General features: G+C 32.7%; 15 protein-coding genes. 11 read left to right on the top strand and 4 right to left on the bottom strand.

Annotation, left to right across the window (positions count from 1 at the left end; all coding sequences use genetic code 11):
- Window positions 1-654: 654 nt before the first annotated feature.
- Window positions 655-3,258 carry an ATP-dependent chaperone ClpB gene (gene clpB, locus ACRBBL_RS08125; protein ID WP_431368530.1) on the bottom strand — a complete coding sequence of 868 codons (2,604 nt, stop codon included), beginning with the start codon at window positions 3,256-3,258 and terminating at the stop codon, window positions 655-657.
- Window positions 3,259-3,417: 159 nt separating this feature from the next.
- On the opposite strand from clpB, the gene ytxJ reads away from it, so the two are divergent.
- The gene (gene ytxJ / locus ACRBBL_RS08120) at window positions 3,418-3,813 is read left to right on the top strand and encodes a bacillithiol system redox-active protein YtxJ (RefSeq protein WP_431368529.1); all 396 of its coding nucleotides are present in this window, start codon (window positions 3,418-3,420) and stop codon (window positions 3,811-3,813) included.
- 120 nt (window positions 3,814-3,933) lie between these two features.
- Window positions 3,934-5,046: a helix-turn-helix domain-containing protein gene (locus ACRBBL_RS08115; protein WP_431368528.1), complete on the top strand. Its 1,113-nt coding sequence runs from the start codon at window positions 3,934-3,936 to the stop codon at window positions 5,044-5,046.
- Between the two features lie 173 nt (window positions 5,047-5,219).
- On the opposite strand, the gene ACRBBL_RS08110 is transcribed toward ACRBBL_RS08115, so the two are convergent.
- Window positions 5,220-6,413, bottom strand: coding sequence for a hypothetical protein (locus tag ACRBBL_RS08110; protein WP_431368527.1), 1,194 nt, complete (start codon window positions 6,411-6,413; stop codon window positions 5,220-5,222).
- A gap of 282 nt (window positions 6,414-6,695) precedes the next feature.
- Between ACRBBL_RS08110 and ACRBBL_RS08105 the strand changes: the two genes are divergently transcribed.
- From ACRBBL_RS08105 to ACRBBL_RS08070, 8 genes are all read left to right on the top strand, one after another.
- A complete protein-coding gene (locus ACRBBL_RS08105; protein WP_431368526.1) occupies window positions 6,696-6,893 on the top strand; it encodes a class I lanthipeptide in 198 nt (65 codons plus the stop codon).
- A gap of 69 nt (window positions 6,894-6,962) precedes the next feature.
- A complete protein-coding gene (locus ACRBBL_RS08100; protein WP_431368525.1) occupies window positions 6,963-7,157 on the top strand; it encodes a class I lanthipeptide in 195 nt (64 codons plus the stop codon).
- A 37-nt stretch (window positions 7,158-7,194) separates the two neighbouring features.
- Window positions 7,195-7,443, top strand: coding sequence for a hypothetical protein (locus ACRBBL_RS08095; protein ID WP_431368524.1), 249 nt, complete (start codon window positions 7,195-7,197; stop codon window positions 7,441-7,443).
- Between the two features lie 433 nt (window positions 7,444-7,876).
- A complete protein-coding gene (locus ACRBBL_RS08090; protein WP_431368523.1) occupies window positions 7,877-8,626 on the top strand; it encodes a sulfite exporter TauE/SafE family protein in 750 nt (249 codons plus the stop codon).
- A gap of 245 nt (window positions 8,627-8,871) precedes the next feature.
- On the top strand, window positions 8,872-10,203 hold the full coding sequence (locus tag ACRBBL_RS08085; protein ID WP_431368522.1) for a polysaccharide lyase family 7 protein: 1,332 nt from the start codon (window positions 8,872-8,874) through the stop codon (window positions 10,201-10,203).
- A 175-nt stretch (window positions 10,204-10,378) separates the two neighbouring features.
- Window positions 10,379-11,476: a helix-turn-helix domain-containing protein gene (locus ACRBBL_RS08080; RefSeq protein WP_431368521.1), complete on the top strand. Its 1,098-nt coding sequence runs from the start codon at window positions 10,379-10,381 to the stop codon at window positions 11,474-11,476.
- Window positions 11,477-11,665: 189 nt separating this feature from the next.
- Window positions 11,666-11,845 carry a hypothetical protein gene (locus ACRBBL_RS08075; protein ID WP_431368520.1) on the top strand — a complete coding sequence of 60 codons (180 nt, stop codon included), beginning with the start codon at window positions 11,666-11,668 and terminating at the stop codon, window positions 11,843-11,845.
- A 144-nt stretch (window positions 11,846-11,989) separates the two neighbouring features.
- Window positions 11,990-12,145, top strand: a complete 156-nt coding sequence (locus ACRBBL_RS08070; protein WP_431368519.1) for a hypothetical protein — start codon at window positions 11,990-11,992, stop codon at window positions 12,143-12,145.
- A gap of 164 nt (window positions 12,146-12,309) precedes the next feature.
- Here the strand turns inward: ACRBBL_RS08070 and ACRBBL_RS08065 are convergent, their stop codons facing one another.
- Together ACRBBL_RS08065 and fahA are read right to left on the bottom strand one after the other, a co-directional pair.
- Window positions 12,310-13,251, bottom strand: coding sequence for a hypothetical protein (locus ACRBBL_RS08065; RefSeq protein ID WP_431368518.1), 942 nt, complete (start codon window positions 13,249-13,251; stop codon window positions 12,310-12,312).
- A 175-nt stretch (window positions 13,252-13,426) separates the two neighbouring features.
- A complete protein-coding gene (gene fahA, locus ACRBBL_RS08060) occupies window positions 13,427-14,716 on the bottom strand; it encodes a fumarylacetoacetase (protein ID WP_431368517.1) in 1,290 nt (429 codons plus the stop codon).
- 122 nt (window positions 14,717-14,838) lie between these two features.
- Between fahA and glyA the strand changes: the two genes are divergently transcribed.
- Window positions 14,839-16,113: a serine hydroxymethyltransferase gene (gene glyA, locus ACRBBL_RS08055; RefSeq protein WP_431368516.1), complete on the top strand. Its 1,275-nt coding sequence runs from the start codon at window positions 14,839-14,841 to the stop codon at window positions 16,111-16,113.
- Window positions 16,114-16,160: the final 47 nt, after the last annotated feature.

Genomic DNA, 16,160 nt, shown 5'->3' with positions numbered 1-16,160 from the left:
TCGTCTTCATATATCGCATTAGACATTCCAAGCATAAATGCTACACTAATTAAAATCACTTTTCTTTTTAGCCAATATAGGAAGTTGGACTTCTCTACAGTAGCTTTATTCTTTTGTTTATACATTTTAATAATGATAAATGGTTAGACTTTTTTTTATCATTTTATGCCCTGAGGAGCATAGTTGCCATAGAAGCGTTAACCAGTTCTAGGCTATGTGTAAACTTGAATAATGATTACTTGATGTAGTTGTTGTATGTGAAAAAATGTGCTGTTGTTTTATTGAATGTATTCTTTTGTGTAGTAGAACGCGTAATTTTAAAATAGTTTGAACTTTTGCACTATAGGCATCATGTAGATTGCGATGCGTAATAAATACGAAAGGCAACGCTTTTACCGAAAAAACAGCTGTTTTATAAACATGTAATTCTGAATGCTTAGAATTACAATTTTGTTCGACATTAAAATGTGATACCTGTTGATAATCTGCAGAATTTGGCTGAGAATATATAGAACATTCATTCACCGTCAGTCCAAAGACTAAAAGGAAGGAAATCAGATATTTTATATATGTATTCAACGTATTCTTTAGTTTTTTGAAGTGTTTAAAAGAAATAACAAGAGCAGCTTTTCTTAGCTGCTCTCAATTATGTATTTATGATTTTGTGATTAAATCGGTCTGATTTCTAAAAACGAGTTCATCATTGAATTCATCTAACAGAATAATGCTGTCTGCGGTAACTTTTCCGCTTAAAATTTCTTTAGAAAGCTGATTTAATACTTTTCGCTGAATAACACGCTTTACAGGTCGCGCCCCAAATTGCGGATCAAATCCTTGTTGTGCTAAATACTGAATTGCTTCTTCGGTAGCATCTAACGTGATTTGCTGTTTTTCCAGCATTTTAATTACGTTTTTCAATTGCAAACGCACAATTTCTTTAATATTACTCTGCGATAATGGCGTAAACATCACCATATCATCAATACGGTTTAGAAATTCTGGGCGAACGGTTTTCTTCAACAAACCTAATACTTCAACTTTTGCAGCTTCTGTAGCGCTATACACATCCTGCATTGCCTTGAATTTTTCTTCAATAATATGACTTCCCATATTTGACGTCATGATTATGATTGCGTTTTTAAAATCGGCAACTCTTCCTTTATTATCTGTCAGTCGTCCTTCATCTAACACTTGCAATAAAATATTGAAGGTATCTGGATGCGCTTTTTCAATTTCGTCTAATAAAACTACTGAATACGGTCTGCGTCGTACGGCTTCTGTTAATTGCCCGCCTTCGTCATAACCTACATATCCTGGAGGCGCACCAACCAATCTACTCACCGAATGTGATTCTTGGTATTCGCTCATATCAATTCGTGTCATGGCGTTTTCGTCATCAAACAAATAGGAGGCAAGTGCTTTTGCCAATTCTGTTTTTCCAACTCCTGTCATTCCTAAAAATAGAAACGAACCAATTGGACGATTGACATCTTGCAATCCTGCGCGACTTCTACGAACAGCATCTGAAACTGCTACAATTGCTTCTTCTTGTCCAACCACGCGTTTGTGTAATTCTTCTTCGAGCAGCAATAACTTTTCACGTTCGCTTTGTAGCATCTTTGTTACGGGAATTCCTGTCCATTTAGCTACAACTTCCGCAATATCTTCGTTGGTTACTTCTTCTTTGATTAACGCATTTTCTTCTTGGGCTTCCAGTTCTTGTTGTAAAGCATCTAATTTTGTTTGTGCTTCTTTGATTTTACCATAACGCAATTCTGCTACTTTTCCATAGTTTCCTTCGCGTTCGGCACGTTCCGCTTCAGCGCGATAGTTTTCAATAGCTTCTTTTGTCCCTTGCACTTGATCTACCACATCTTTTTCAGATTGCCATTTGGCAAAAATTTCATTGCGTTCTTCTTTAATGTTTGCCAACTCCGCATTGAGCGATTTGAGTTTTGCTTCATCATTTTCACGTTTTATGGCTTCAATTTCAATTTCTAATTGCATGATACGTCTGTCTAAAACGTCCAATTCTTCAGGTTTTGAATTGATTTCCATACGCAACTTCGAAGCAGCTTCATCAATTAAATCGATGGCTTTATCTGGCAAAAATCGATTCGTAATATAGCGTTGCGAAAGTTCTACCGCTGAAATTATTGCTTCATCTTTGATACGAACTTTGTGATGTGTTTCGTATTTTTCTTTGATTCCTCTCAAAATAGAAATCGCACTTTCGGTATCTGGTTCACTCACTGTAATCTTTTGAAAACGACGTTCTAAAGCTTTGTCTTGCTCAAAATACTTTTGGTATTCGTCTAAAGTCGTTGCTCCAATTGCTCTTAGTTCTCCACGTGCCAATGCAGGTTTTAAGATGTTTGCAGCATCCATTGCGCCTTGTCCGCCACCAGCGCCTACAAGTGTGTGAATTTCATCAATAAATAGGACAATATCACCATCTGCAGAAGTTACCTCTTTAATAACAGCTTTGAGACGTTCTTCAAATTCACCTTTAAATTTTGCACCAGCAATCAATGCGCCCATATCGAGCGAATAGATTTGCTTGTCTTTTAAATTTTCTGGAACATCGCCTTGAATGATTCTGTGTGCTAGTCCTTCCGCAATAGCGGTTTTACCAACACCAGGTTCACCGACTAAAATCGGATTGTTTTTGGTTCTACGAGAAAGAATCTGCAATACTCTACGGATTTCTTCATCTCTACCAATAACAGGATCGAGTTTTCCACTATCTGCCAACTCATTTAAGTTGTTTGCATATTTGTTGAGCGAATTATAAGTTTCTTCCGCATTTGCAGAAGTGACACGTTCGCCTTTTCGCAATTCTTGAATGGCAGCTTTTAATGCTTTTTCAGTAACACCTTGATCTTTTAAAATTTGAGATATTTTACTATTCGATTTAAAAACTGCCAGTATTAAATGTGAAGTAGAAACAAATTCGTCATTCATTTCTTTGGCAACAATATTCCCATCTGTCAACGTTTTACTTGCGCTTGGTGATAACATGATATTTCCGCCACTTACTTTTGAAAAACTATTTAAAGTACTTTCCAAAATTTGCGAAAGCAGTGTAACATTTACATTGAGCTTCTTTAATAAAAAGGGCAATACATTGTCATCGACTTCCATAATAGCTTTGAAAAGATGTTCATTTTCAATCTGTTGGTGTCCATATGTTTGTGTAATGAGCTGTGCTTGTTGTACAGCTTCTTGTGATTTTATAGTATAATTATTAAAATTCATAGCGTTTAATTCTGTGATTTTATAGTAATTTGGCAATTGTTATTCCAATTCTAAATAGAAGACAAAATGGCGGTTAATGCGTGTGTTTATAAGACATTTTGACATTTTCGCAAGTTTTTTGAATTGGATACGACTGATACTTTAAATTTACACATACTTATGGGAATATTCAATAAAATATTTGGAAGTTCTGATACTTCTGAAGCTCCAGAGCCTTCAAAATTACAATGGGCACGATTGACAGAAATGTCGCAATTAGATACAATTGTAGAAGAATCGAAAACGAAACCAGTTGCTATTTTTAAACATAGTACACGTTGTGGAATTAGTAACATGGTTATCAAACAATTTGAAAGTCAATACGATTTGGAAGAAAACCAAATGAAAGTGTATTATTTAGACTTATTGAGTTTTCGTCCAATTTCACAAGAAATTGCAGCACGTTTCCAAGTATGGCACGAAAGTCCACAACTAATTTTAGTGAAAAATGGCGTTACAGTTGGGCATGCATCTCACAGTCAAATCAACGCTATTCCGTTGGAGCAATTTGTGTAATTTTCTTTTTTAACTTTTTTGGCGTAAGAATTAAGAGTTTTTTAAGATAAGTTTTGAGGTCTATTTCGTACATTGAAATCACATCATTCAATCAAAATTCGTTCTTAAAATTTACTGCTAATGAAAACTACCATTAATATATGGATAATGCTGTTTTTTGCATTCGCCATACAAGCCTTTGTACTCGGAATTTTATTTTTTCTAAAGCGCAAAGGCGATCGAGTAGCCAATAGTATATTTGGCGTTTTCTTATTATTATTTTCTTACAATCAACTGTTTAACTGTGCATATTGGTCTGCTTATGAAGGTTCTTATATAGAGCATATGTCGTTTACCAATTTTATACCTTGGGTTTCGTACGGACCTTTGTTGTATATCTATTTGAAACGTGTGTTGAAAAAAAGCCCATTTACTTGGCGCGATATGCGACACGCAATTCCTTTAGTTTGGGTATTTTTTGTCTTTGGAAGCTTTTATTTTTTGCCAATTGAATTAAAGCAACAAATTGACAGTACCAATACGTATGCTGAATATGTGAATTGGTGGCCAATTCCTAGACAGTATATGGTGGATGTTGTAACGTTATTGATGCTTGTATATGTTGTAAAAATTTACTTTTTGTATAAGAAAGAAAAGAGTAGAGTAACAGAAAGACAACGGATTTGGATAAAATCGTTGTGGATGTGCTTTACAGGATATGCATTGGTCTTTTTTACATATTTCATGCTGGCCAATTTACGATTAATGACACCATCTAACGATTATTTAATAGGATATGCGATGATCTTTTTTATTGGAATTGTATCTTATTTTAGTTTTATGCAGCCTAATATATTTTCGGGTACATTAAAAATTCCATTTATAAAATATCAGAACAACGGTTTGTCATCTTCTATTGCATCAGAAATGAAGAGAAGATTAATTTCCTTAATGGAGTCTGATAAATTGTATTTAAATAGTTCGCTTACGCTGGATGTGTTATCGGAACGTTTGAACTTATCACGACATCATACGTCACAATTAATTAACGAGCATTTTCAGGTAAATTTCTTTGAATTTGTCAATAATTATCGGATTGATGAAGCCATCAAGCTTTTAGAGGATAAGAAAAACAAATTGAACATTAATGAAATTATCTATGCAGCAGGATTTAATAACCGAACCTCTTTTTACAATGCGTTTCGGAAAAAAACGGGTATTTCGCCCAAATCCTATAGAAGTCAATGTGCTTGATTTTAGACTAACTTAGATGGGTATATGCGCTTCACTTTTAGATTGTTAGAATAAATATGTCAAATCGAGCGCAGTCGAGATTCTATGAAAAGATCTTTTAATTAAGACTTCTCGACTGTGCTCTATTAGATATAAATAATTTATACCGTGTTTTAGATTACCTTTTTTTAAACTCAACGCCTAAATTTATTTCGTGTCAAAATGGCTTTGAGTCGTGCTTTTAAATCTTCTCCCGAATCATAAATCATTTGTTCATTGCTAGGAAATGGAACAGCTCTTACAGTAATTAAATCTCTATATCTGTCGTCTAAAGCTCTTCTGTCACCATCAAAATCTGCATACGAATGTTCAAAAATAAATTCGGTAGTCAGTGGAAAAGCATCAATCAATTGCTGTGTTTTATAATTTACATACCGTACTTGTCCATCTACTTTAGCAGCTTTAAACTGCGTGAATTCATAGAGTTCACAACGAACTGTTTTAAATTTATCAACCTTAATATCATTTCCAAGACTGTCTTTTAATACATTTCCATTCGTATCGAGCGCATATTTCCAACCATCTTTTACTTGCTTTTCCTTAATCACTTGTTTTTCTCTAATTTGTTCAGGAGATACTTGAATGTCTCTAAAATCTAGAATTAACCCAAAATCGTAGTTTATTTCTGGAATTTCATTTCCATGATACACGGTCCAAGTATCATTTAAACCATACGTATTAAAGTTTAACAAGTCATCTTCTAACCGTTTTGGAATTACTTTATTCGTAATATTATTTAGGTTAACCAATACAAAATCAGTTCCTTTTGCATGTGCTTCTTCCATTAATTGACGCACATTTTTATAGTTAGGTGAAATTTCTTCGATATAACGTAAATCGTCAAAAGTTTTTCGATATGTATATTTATTGCCTGAATTTTGCAGCATTGACAATGAAGCTTTTTCATATAAATGTGCAGTCAATTTATCTTTAGCGCCAATAATCTCTTCCGAATAATCATTTAAGGTAAATCGTGCATTTCTTCCTTCTTTTAAAATAGGCAATGGAAGCAATGGTTTTATTAATTGCTGCCTATTGTCTAGTCCAACATACAGATTGTAAAGCGTTTCTAACTTTTCCGGATTTCTTTCTTTTTGTATGAATCGAATCTCAGACAAATCTCGTTCAACAGCTTTTGCGTATGCACTTTCAAGCAAATGCACGTATTGTTGTTTCCTTTTTCGAGTTTTATTCTTCTTTAATTGATTAATGGCATTATTAATTACCAAATCATAATTTCCTGTATTAAGAGCTTCTTGTGTTTTTTTTACACTTCCACAGGCAATTAAAAATAAAGAGATACTAATGGAGAGTATTAATTTTTTCATACGCTATATGTTAGTTTTTATAGGTGTATACAATATGAATACCAAACGCACAAAAGTACATTGATTTTTTTTAAAATAATTGCGTAGCTCTATAAACTAAGAGTATAAACAGGATGCCACATTTTCTTAAAATTGGAAGGACTATAATTTTGTAAATCTTTATCGGTTAGGATATTTTACAGGCTTTTCTGACTTACTTTAGGATAGAAATAAACGGCCATTTATTCAGAAAAGGGGAAGCCGAAAAACTAGTAGAGTAGGCATTACTATAATTTATTTATCATGAAAAAACAAGAATTTAATTCAAGTTTGTCTTTAAATAAGTCTGTGATTTCAAATTTTAAGACGTCACAATTAAAAGGTGGAACTATTGGACTTGAATCTGAAGATCGATTGAATTGTGAGACAGAAGATTGTACACAGGGTTGTGCTACACTTTTGTATACCAATTGTTATCAGTGTCCACACACTACTTGTTAAGACTTACAATAAAAACAAATGCCGAAAAATAAATAAGTAGGCATTATTAAATTAAAAACACTAATCATCATGAAGAAAAAAAAGATAGAAAAAACGTTAAAGATTAATAAATCTAACATTGCAAGTTTATCAGACAAAAAAATTGATATGATAAAAGGAGGATCAGCGGTACCACATTTATGTCCAACATTTATTCCAATTCTTTGTTTAGTTACCTATCGATCTTGCACATTCACAGAGACGTTTCGTACGTGTCCAGTGTAACATTGTAATTTTAAAAATCATTAAAACCGTAAACATTATGAAAAAACAGATCAAAAAGTCATTTTTACACATCAAAAAATCGACAATTGCACACTTAGAGCAACGTCATCTTAAAGGAGGAGGAACGTATACATGTCATGGTTATTCTTGTTGTCCTCCAACGATGGATGTAACATGTGCTAACACCTGTGCAAATACTTGTGCATACACTTGTGGATTTATATGTGGTGAAGAAACAATAGACCCAAGAAGATGTCTTGAAACTATTAGAACTTGCCCAGTATAAGGTGGTTATATACTGATGTTCGTATGGAGTTTAATTATTAAAACGATACTATTTATAGAGCAATTCAAAAGTTCATGATTTACTGACTAAGAAAGCTATGATTGCCTAACAGACCAAGAATAAGTAGATTTTTTGAAAAGTAAGTCTGCAACTTTAATTTAGGTAGAATTGGATACTATAATTTATCCCTCAGCGTATGTATTGATTGCTTATTTCATGTATTAATTTTAATTAATTTAACTACAGTTGGACAGCTCCAAACCTCGGTTTGGAGTTGTTTTTTTAGTGAAACTCACTATTGAAAAGTTAGTAAGACATATTCAATACTGTAAGTTGCACTAATTTCATGTAAGGAAGAATTAAAAATAGTTCTAGCGTATTATTCTTTTTTAAAACTAAACTTTTCGAGTAAATTGCGGCAAAATGTTGTTGCATGTGTGATCCACTTATTTATGTAGTGTTAGGTTTAGTTGTTGGATATATTGGAGGATTCGCTGGAATTGGTGGCGGCCCGTTTTTAGTATCTTTTCTAGTTTTATACTGCGGAATGTCACAATTGGCAGCACAAGGAAGTGTACTTACCATGATGTTAGGACCTATGAGCTTATTAGGCGTAATGTCACTTTACAAATATGTAAAACAGCAGTGGCTCAATATTGTCGTCGGCGTTATAGCGTATTGTATTTTCTCCTATTTTGGAGCTGTATTTGCTTTTTATATTGGAGAAACGGACTTAAAATATTACTTCGCGGTATTATTAATCATTATTGCGTTGATGCAATTTAGATCGTACTTAAAGAAAAATGCTAAAGCAGCAGACAAAGAACATATTTCTGTGTATTGGATTGGTATTTTGGCGGCTTGTACAGGAATTTTGGGCGGAATGTTTGGAATTGGAGCAGGTGTACTAATGGTGCCAATTTTAATTGGAGTTTTTAAATTAAAAAAAGAATATGCACGCGCACTGAGTTTAGCAATCTTAATTCCACCAGTGAGTTATGGAGCATTTATTAAATATAATTTTGAAAACCCTGTCGATTGGCAATTGGTAGGAATTCTTTTCGGAACCTATTTTATAGCAAATTTCTTCGGAGCAAAAATGGGGAGTAAAATCTCAGGAAAAGCCTTTACATTAATTTATGGTGTTATACTGTTTTCTATTGCAGTCATATACTTAGTATAATATCTTCTCACTTATCTTTTTAATATTTCTATCAGATAAGAAACTATCTATTTTTCTTATTGATAATTTCTGAGGCACTTGTCTCATTTTTCTAATTGATACACTTACAGATTGTTATCTAGGTTAAACCTTATCTTTTTTACGGTTTTCCGTTATTCAAAGTATTATAATTCATTGTATAATTGGTAAACCAATCTGGATAACCAAATTGGTTTACCAAATAATTTTAACCAAAAATCTAAACAATGAAACAAATTTTTTTAAGTGTGACATACAAACCACTAAGGTTTATGCTGTTTATGAGTATTCTTTTATGTTATTCATGTTCTGTTGATGAAGTCATCATAATAGATGAAGAAGCTATTGAAAATGGAAAATTACCAATACAGGCTAAAAATGGAGAAATTATACCAAATAGTGTCTCTGCTAACGGAGATGACGGAAATGTTCCGCAGAATACCTTAGATGGTAATTTAGGAACCAGATGGTCGTCAAAAGGATATAATGGAAAGTATATTACATACGATTTGGGTTCTGTAAAATCTGTATCATCTGTAAAATTGGCTTTCTATAAAGGAAATCAACGAAAAGCATACTTTAAAATTAGAGTAGGAACTACAACTTCAAATTTGCAAACCATTGTCGATAAAAAAACTACGGGAAGTAGTGGAAACACTAATAATCTTGAAACCTATACTTTTAATGCAGTAAATGTGCGTTATGTCCGAATTTCTTGTTTTGGAAACTCTTCAAGTGCATGGAATAGTATTACAGAAGCAGAAATTTATGGAGCAGGTGGAACTACAGATCCAGGAGGAAATGGTGATTCTCCAGGCGATGTTTTAGGACTTAGCTCAAATAACTGGAAATTAAACGGATTTACTGGAAGTCCAGGATCTGGAGCCACATATAGAGACAATGTTTTGTCTTCCACTGGAGAGACTTTTGCTACATACGAAGATCCAAATTATTTCTACACAGATGGTGAATGGACTTATTTTAAATGTTACAGAGGCTTAGGCGGATCTGCTACTTCTGGGAATCCAAGAGTAGAATTACGAGAAATGAGCAATGGAAACTTAGCCAATTGGAGCGGTTCTTCAGGGAACAATACCATGACGTTTACTGTTAGAGTTGACAAGTTACCAGCGAGCGCAAAAATTGTAAATGGTAGTGTACAAGAACAGGATAATGGTGTGTTGTGTTTTGCCCAAATTCACGGACCAAATAATACGGTAGATGATGTAATTAGATTACAGTTTTATGGTGATCGAGATCAATCGTCTGGTGGTGTGCGACTAAAAATTAGTGGTTATATTACAGAAGAAGTATTGAATGGTAGTGTGTTTGTTGATAATGGCTATCAATTAGGTGCGAGTTATACATTTAAAATTTCTTATAATAATGGAGTCGTTAAAGTTTTTGATGGTTCTAATGAAATATTCTCTCAAGCTATAGGAACAAATGCCTCAGGAAATTACTTTAAAGTTGGAAACTATTTGCAATCTGTTAAAAATGTAAATTATACAGGTTCTAACGGAATTGTACGAATTAAAAATTTAAGTATTACACATTAATTAATTTTCCCGAATTAGCAAAAGTGAAAAACTCCCAAAATAATCTTTGGGAGTTTTTTTAGGTATTCATATAAATATCTAAGAAGAATTAATTACTTTTTGAGTAACTTACTAGTAATAAAAATTGTTCATTTAGTAACCGATTGTGACTACACTACAAATTGATATATGGATCATGCTATTTTTTGCATTTTCTTTTCAGGCATTTATTTTAGGAATTTTGTTTTTTCTAAAGCGGAAAGGAGATAGAGTAGCTAATAGACTTTTTGGAATATTTCTATTGCTGTTTTCGTATAACTTACTGTATAACTGTTCATATTGGGCTACGAACAAAGGATTGTACCATCCGCATTTACTATTTACAAACTTGATTCCTTGGATTTCTTATGGACCTTTGTTGCTTCTATACATTCGTCGGGTATTATATCAAAAAAAGTTACGGTTAAAAGATGGTTTGCATGCCATTCCTACGTTATCAATTTTTATAGCGTATGGCGACTTTTATATTTTGTCAGCTTCAGAAAAGCTTCAGACAGCTCGACAAATGTTCTTTTCTCAAGAGATTACACTAGGTAAAATATACAGAGATTATATCATTCTCATTATCATACTCATAATGTTTTTTTATATCGGATTGATCTATAACGAGTACCGCAAATACAAAAAAGAAAATTTTTCTTCACATAAAAGACTTTGGGTATTGAGCTTATTTACTTGCTTTACAGCATACGTAATTTCTTTTTCTCTATACTTTTTATTAGGTTATTTAAAATTGATGACACTTGCAGGCGATTATACCATTGGGTATTGTATTGTAGCATTTATTGGAATTGTCTCTTATTTTAGCTTTATGCAACCAGATATTTTCTCTGGAAAAAAAATCATTCCATATATAAAATATAGAAAAAATGGAATGTTAGAATCTTTTGCTCTTGAAATGAAGCAAAAATTGGAAGATTTGATGGGAATAGAAAAAGTCTATTTAGATCATACATTGACATTAGATAAACTGGCAGATTTATTAAATCTTTCCAAGCACCATACTTCTCAAATTATTAATAAATATTTTCAATCGAATTTCTTCGAATTTATAAACAACTATCGTATCAAAGAAGCAATAGTGTTACTGTCTGATACTTCTAATACTATGAACATTAACGAAATTATTGATGCAACAGGATTCAATAATCGCTCTTCATTCTACACAGCTTTTAAAAAGACAACAGGAATGTCACCAACATCTTATCAAAAGAGTTTTTCCAAAGAATCTTAACTCTTTTTAGGAGTGTTACGTAAACAATTATCGGGACAGCTTGAATTTTGTCAATCCTTGTCGGTTCACGTGTGTTTTCTTACACTTTTAATTTCCTTTGAGAAGAATTGTTCTAGGCCAAAAAACATTCTTCATAGCGGAATCCGAAAAGCTAATAGAGTAGGAGAATTATTTTAATCTTTTATTATTATGAAAAAAAATAGAAAATCAAATATGTTAGAATTAAAGAAGTCAGTTGTGGCTGAATTGTCTAATAAAGAAGTTACATCAGTATTAGGTGGATCAACCGTTTCAACTTCGGTTGTAGCTGCTGCATGTGGAACTATCAATCCATTAAATTGTACAATGAGCGCATATTGTGCGTACTAGTTTTGATTATTTTAATTACAATTGGACAACTCTAAACTAGAGTTTGGAGTTGTTTTTTTAGTAAAACTCATTATCAAAAAACGATAAGATTTCAGCATGTAAATGCTTATAAAAAATTATTTAATATTTAAAAATTATCACATTATGAAAATTCAAAAATCATTCAAATCATTAGAATTAAAAAAATCACAAATAGCAACCTTAAATGCTAAAACGGTAAAAGGTGGAGGAACATTTCCGCATTCATCTAGAGGTTCATTAAATCCTTTACATTGTACAAATAGCGCATTTTGCTATTAACAACTTAGAGTACAACTTAAAAATATCCCAATGACCACTTTTTAAGTTGTTTTTGTAATTGAATCTATATATTTAACCAACGTATATTGGCTTAATTGTAAATAAAAAATGTCGCTATGTAGATAGCGACATTTTTGTATAAAGTATAAAGTTTTTAGTATTTTTTATTTGATATCAGCTGCTAATTTCTTTAAGTCTTTAAGCGATATTTTCTTTTTTACAGCTATGGAAATACTAACCTTACTTGTGGGAATAAAAGCGTATATAGATTCGTTAGTTACGGAATCATAAATACCATAAGTCACCATAGTGAAAGTACCATAATCATTTATGGAATTTAAAGCGTTACTTGTCATCGGAGGTTGTATTATTGCAAGTCCTTTTATGTAGACCTTGTCTTCATAGCTATTCACAATAGCATCTTCAATTACTTCCTTGGTTACAATTTTATAATCATATTTATAGATAGATTTTATTTTCTTTAAAGCTTTTCTAGTGAGTGTGTTTTCTTCAATTAAAAGTGTTTTATTTTTTAAAACCTTCACGCCATCTAATCCTTCTTTATAAGCTTTCATAGCTTCTTTTCGACTCATTTTTTTATACTTGCTAAAAGAAAAAACATGGTTTTGGAGCTGCTTCACTGCAAATAATAAATCTGCTTTAGAAATTTCTTCTTTTTTGTTTGTTGATATTACTTTTGAAGAGTTTAGTGTAGGTATACTTGCTAGATATTCTGAACTAACTGTTACATAATATATAGGCGCAGCTTTTCCTAAGAGACTTACTTTGATAATATTTCCAGGATGCAATCCTACTGATATAAAATCAGCGTAATTTAAATACGCATAAGTCTCACGTTCTTTTTTATTTTTTAAAAATGTTTTAAATTCTTCTTCGGTAACAAATTTTACATTTTCATTAAAGGTCCAAATTTCTTGAACAGCAGCTTTAAATCGCTCTCCAAATTCAGAATCTTCAATAGGAACTAATAGAATTTTTTCTTTTAATAATTTAGCTTGTTTAACCTTTTTTTTCATTCCCGGTTGTGCAAATACACTTGTAATTGAAAATAGGGTAATTAATGTAAACAGTATTTGTTTTCTCATTTTAAGTACTTGTTATGTATATTTATAATGAAGCAATAGTACATCAAAATGGTCCAATTAAAAATCAATATAACCCACAATTATCGAATTGCAGGTATCACTTAAACATTGGAATAAACAAAAAAGACCAGACTAAAAGCCTGGTCTTCAATATAATTATTATTGCAAAGGTGTCTTATTTCTTTTTAGGTTCAAAGACTGGCAATACTTTCGATGAAACTTCACCAAAACCAATACGCACATGTTCGTTTTGACAATGTCCGCGCATAATTACAGTATCTCCATCATTGATGAATATACGTTCAGAACCATCATTTAATTTTACAGGATTTTTTCCTGCCCAAGATAACTCTAACATAGAACCATACGAATCAGGTGTTTTTCCAGAAAGTGTTCCACTTCCCATCATATCACCAGAATTCACAGGACAACCATTTACGGTATGGTGCGTAAGTTGTTGCGCCATGTTCCAATACATATATTTAAAGTTAGAACGAGAAACAATAGTTTCCGTACTGTTTTCAGGTTGTATGGCTACTTCTAAGTGAATGTCGTAACTTTTCTTTCCTGTGTATTGTAAATATTCTAATTGTGGCTTTAATGGCTTAGGTGTTTCTACTCTAAAAGGCTCTAAAGCATCCATAGTTACAATCCAAGCAGAGATTGACGAAGCAAAACTCTTTCCTAAGAATGGTCCTAATGGCACATATTCCCACTTTTGAATATCACGTGCACTCCAGTCATTGAATAAAACAACTCCAAAAATATAATCTTCAGCTTCATCAATAGGAATTGGTTCTCCTAAATGATTGGCATCAGTAGTAATAAAAGCCATTTCTAATTCAAAATCAACACGTTTTGAAGGTCCAAATACAGGTGTATCTGATCCAGCTGGCAATGTTTGCCCTTGCGGACGATGAATTGGAATTCCCGATGGAATAATAGAAGAGCTTCTTCCGTGATATCCTACAGGTACATGAAGCCAGTTTGGCATCAATGCATTTTCTTTTCCTCTAAACATCACACCAACATTGGTAGCATGTTCTATACTAGAGTAAAAATCTGTATAATCGCCAATTTGAACTGGCAATTGCATTTCTATTTCATCTAAAGTAAAAATAATTGTATTTCTGTGTGCAGCATTATCACGCAAATTCGCATTATCAGCATCAAAAATGTCTCCAATACGATTTCGTACTAAGCGCCATGTTTTCTTTCCATCAGAGATAAAATCATTTAAACTGTCTTGCAGAAAAATGTCGTCAGTTAATGGAATTCCATCAAAATAACCTAATTGATGTAGTGCGCCTAAGTCAATGGCAAAGTCTCCAATTCGAGTTCCGATCGTAATAACGTCATCTCTGGTAAGAAAAACACCAAAAGGTATGTTTTGGATAGGAAAATCACTGTTTGGAGCAACTTCTAGCCAAGTTTTGCGATTGGGATTGTTGGTTGTATCTGGCATAGTTGTTTGGAATATTTATAATTTTAAAAATTTTGTTATTTCTCTTCAAATATATGAGTTTTCTATATGAGTTATCGAATCTATATCATATTTTTGGTTTTTATTAACATAGAGTCAAAACAATGCAACGCGACGAACAAATTTTTGAATTAATTCAAGCCGAAAAAGAAAGACAAATAGAAGGATTAGAGTTAATCGCTTCTGAGAATTTTGTAAGTGATCAGGTTATGGAAGCTGTAGGTTCTGTACTGACAAATAAATATGCTGAAGGATATCCCGGAAAACGTTATTATGGCGGCTGTGAGGTCGTAGATGAGGTTGAAACCATTGCTATTGAACGAGCGAAAGCTTTGTTTGGTGCAGCTTACGCAAATGTACAACCACATAGTGGAAGTCAGGCAAATACTGCTGTTTTTGCTGCATGTTTGAAGCCAGGAGATAAAATTTTAGGATTCGATTTGTCTCACGGTGGTCACTTAACACATGGTTCTCCAGTAAACTTTTCAGGAAAATTATATACACCTTCATTTTACGGAGTAGAAGAAGAAACAGGTGTATTGAATTATGATAAAATTCAAGAAACGGCTACGAAAGAACAACCAAAAATGATCATTGCTGGTGCGTCTGCATATTCAAGAGATATTGATTTTAAACGCTTCCGCGAGATTGCAGATAGTGTTGGTGCATTATTAATGGCAGATATTTCACATCCAGCTGGATTGATTGCTAAAGGAATTTTGAATGATCCAATTCCACATTGTCATATTGTTACTACAACGACACATAAAACTTTACGTGGACCTCGTGGTGGATTGATTATGATGGGGAAAGATTTTCCAAATCCTTTTGGAATTACGCTTAAAAACGGAAAGCTACGCAAAATGTCTTCTATATTAGATGGTTCTGTATTCCCTGGAAATCAAGGTGGACCTTTAGAGCATGTTATTGCAGGAAAAGCAATTGCTTTTGGTGAAGCATTGACAGATGAGTTTATGCATTATATTTTGCAAGTACAAAAAAATGCACAAGCAATGGCAGCTGCATTTGTAGCTAAAGGATACAATATTATTTCTGGCGGAACAGACAATCATATGATGTTGATTGATCTTCGTAACAAGAATATTACAGGAAAAGAAGCAGAAAAAGCTTTAGGTGTAGCCGATATTACTGTGAACAAAAACATGGTTCCTTTTGATGATAAAAGTCCATTTGTAACTTCTGGAATTCGTATTGGAACTTCAGCAATTACAACTAGAGGTTTAAAAGAAACTGATATGGCATTAATCGTAGAATATATTGACGAAGCCATTACAAATTTTGAAAATGAAGCAAAATTAGAAAACATTGCTTTTAAAGTAAATACAATGATGTCTGACAAACCTTTGTTTCAGGCATAAATTATAGAATAAATACAATCGTGTAGTTTTTTAACATAAAATTAAGA

This window comes from Kordia sp., assembly GCF_050633145.1.
Classification (GTDB): Bacteria; Bacteroidota; Bacteroidia; order Flavobacteriales; family Flavobacteriaceae; genus Kordia.
This window is presented reverse-complemented; position numbering and strand designations above follow the sequence as displayed.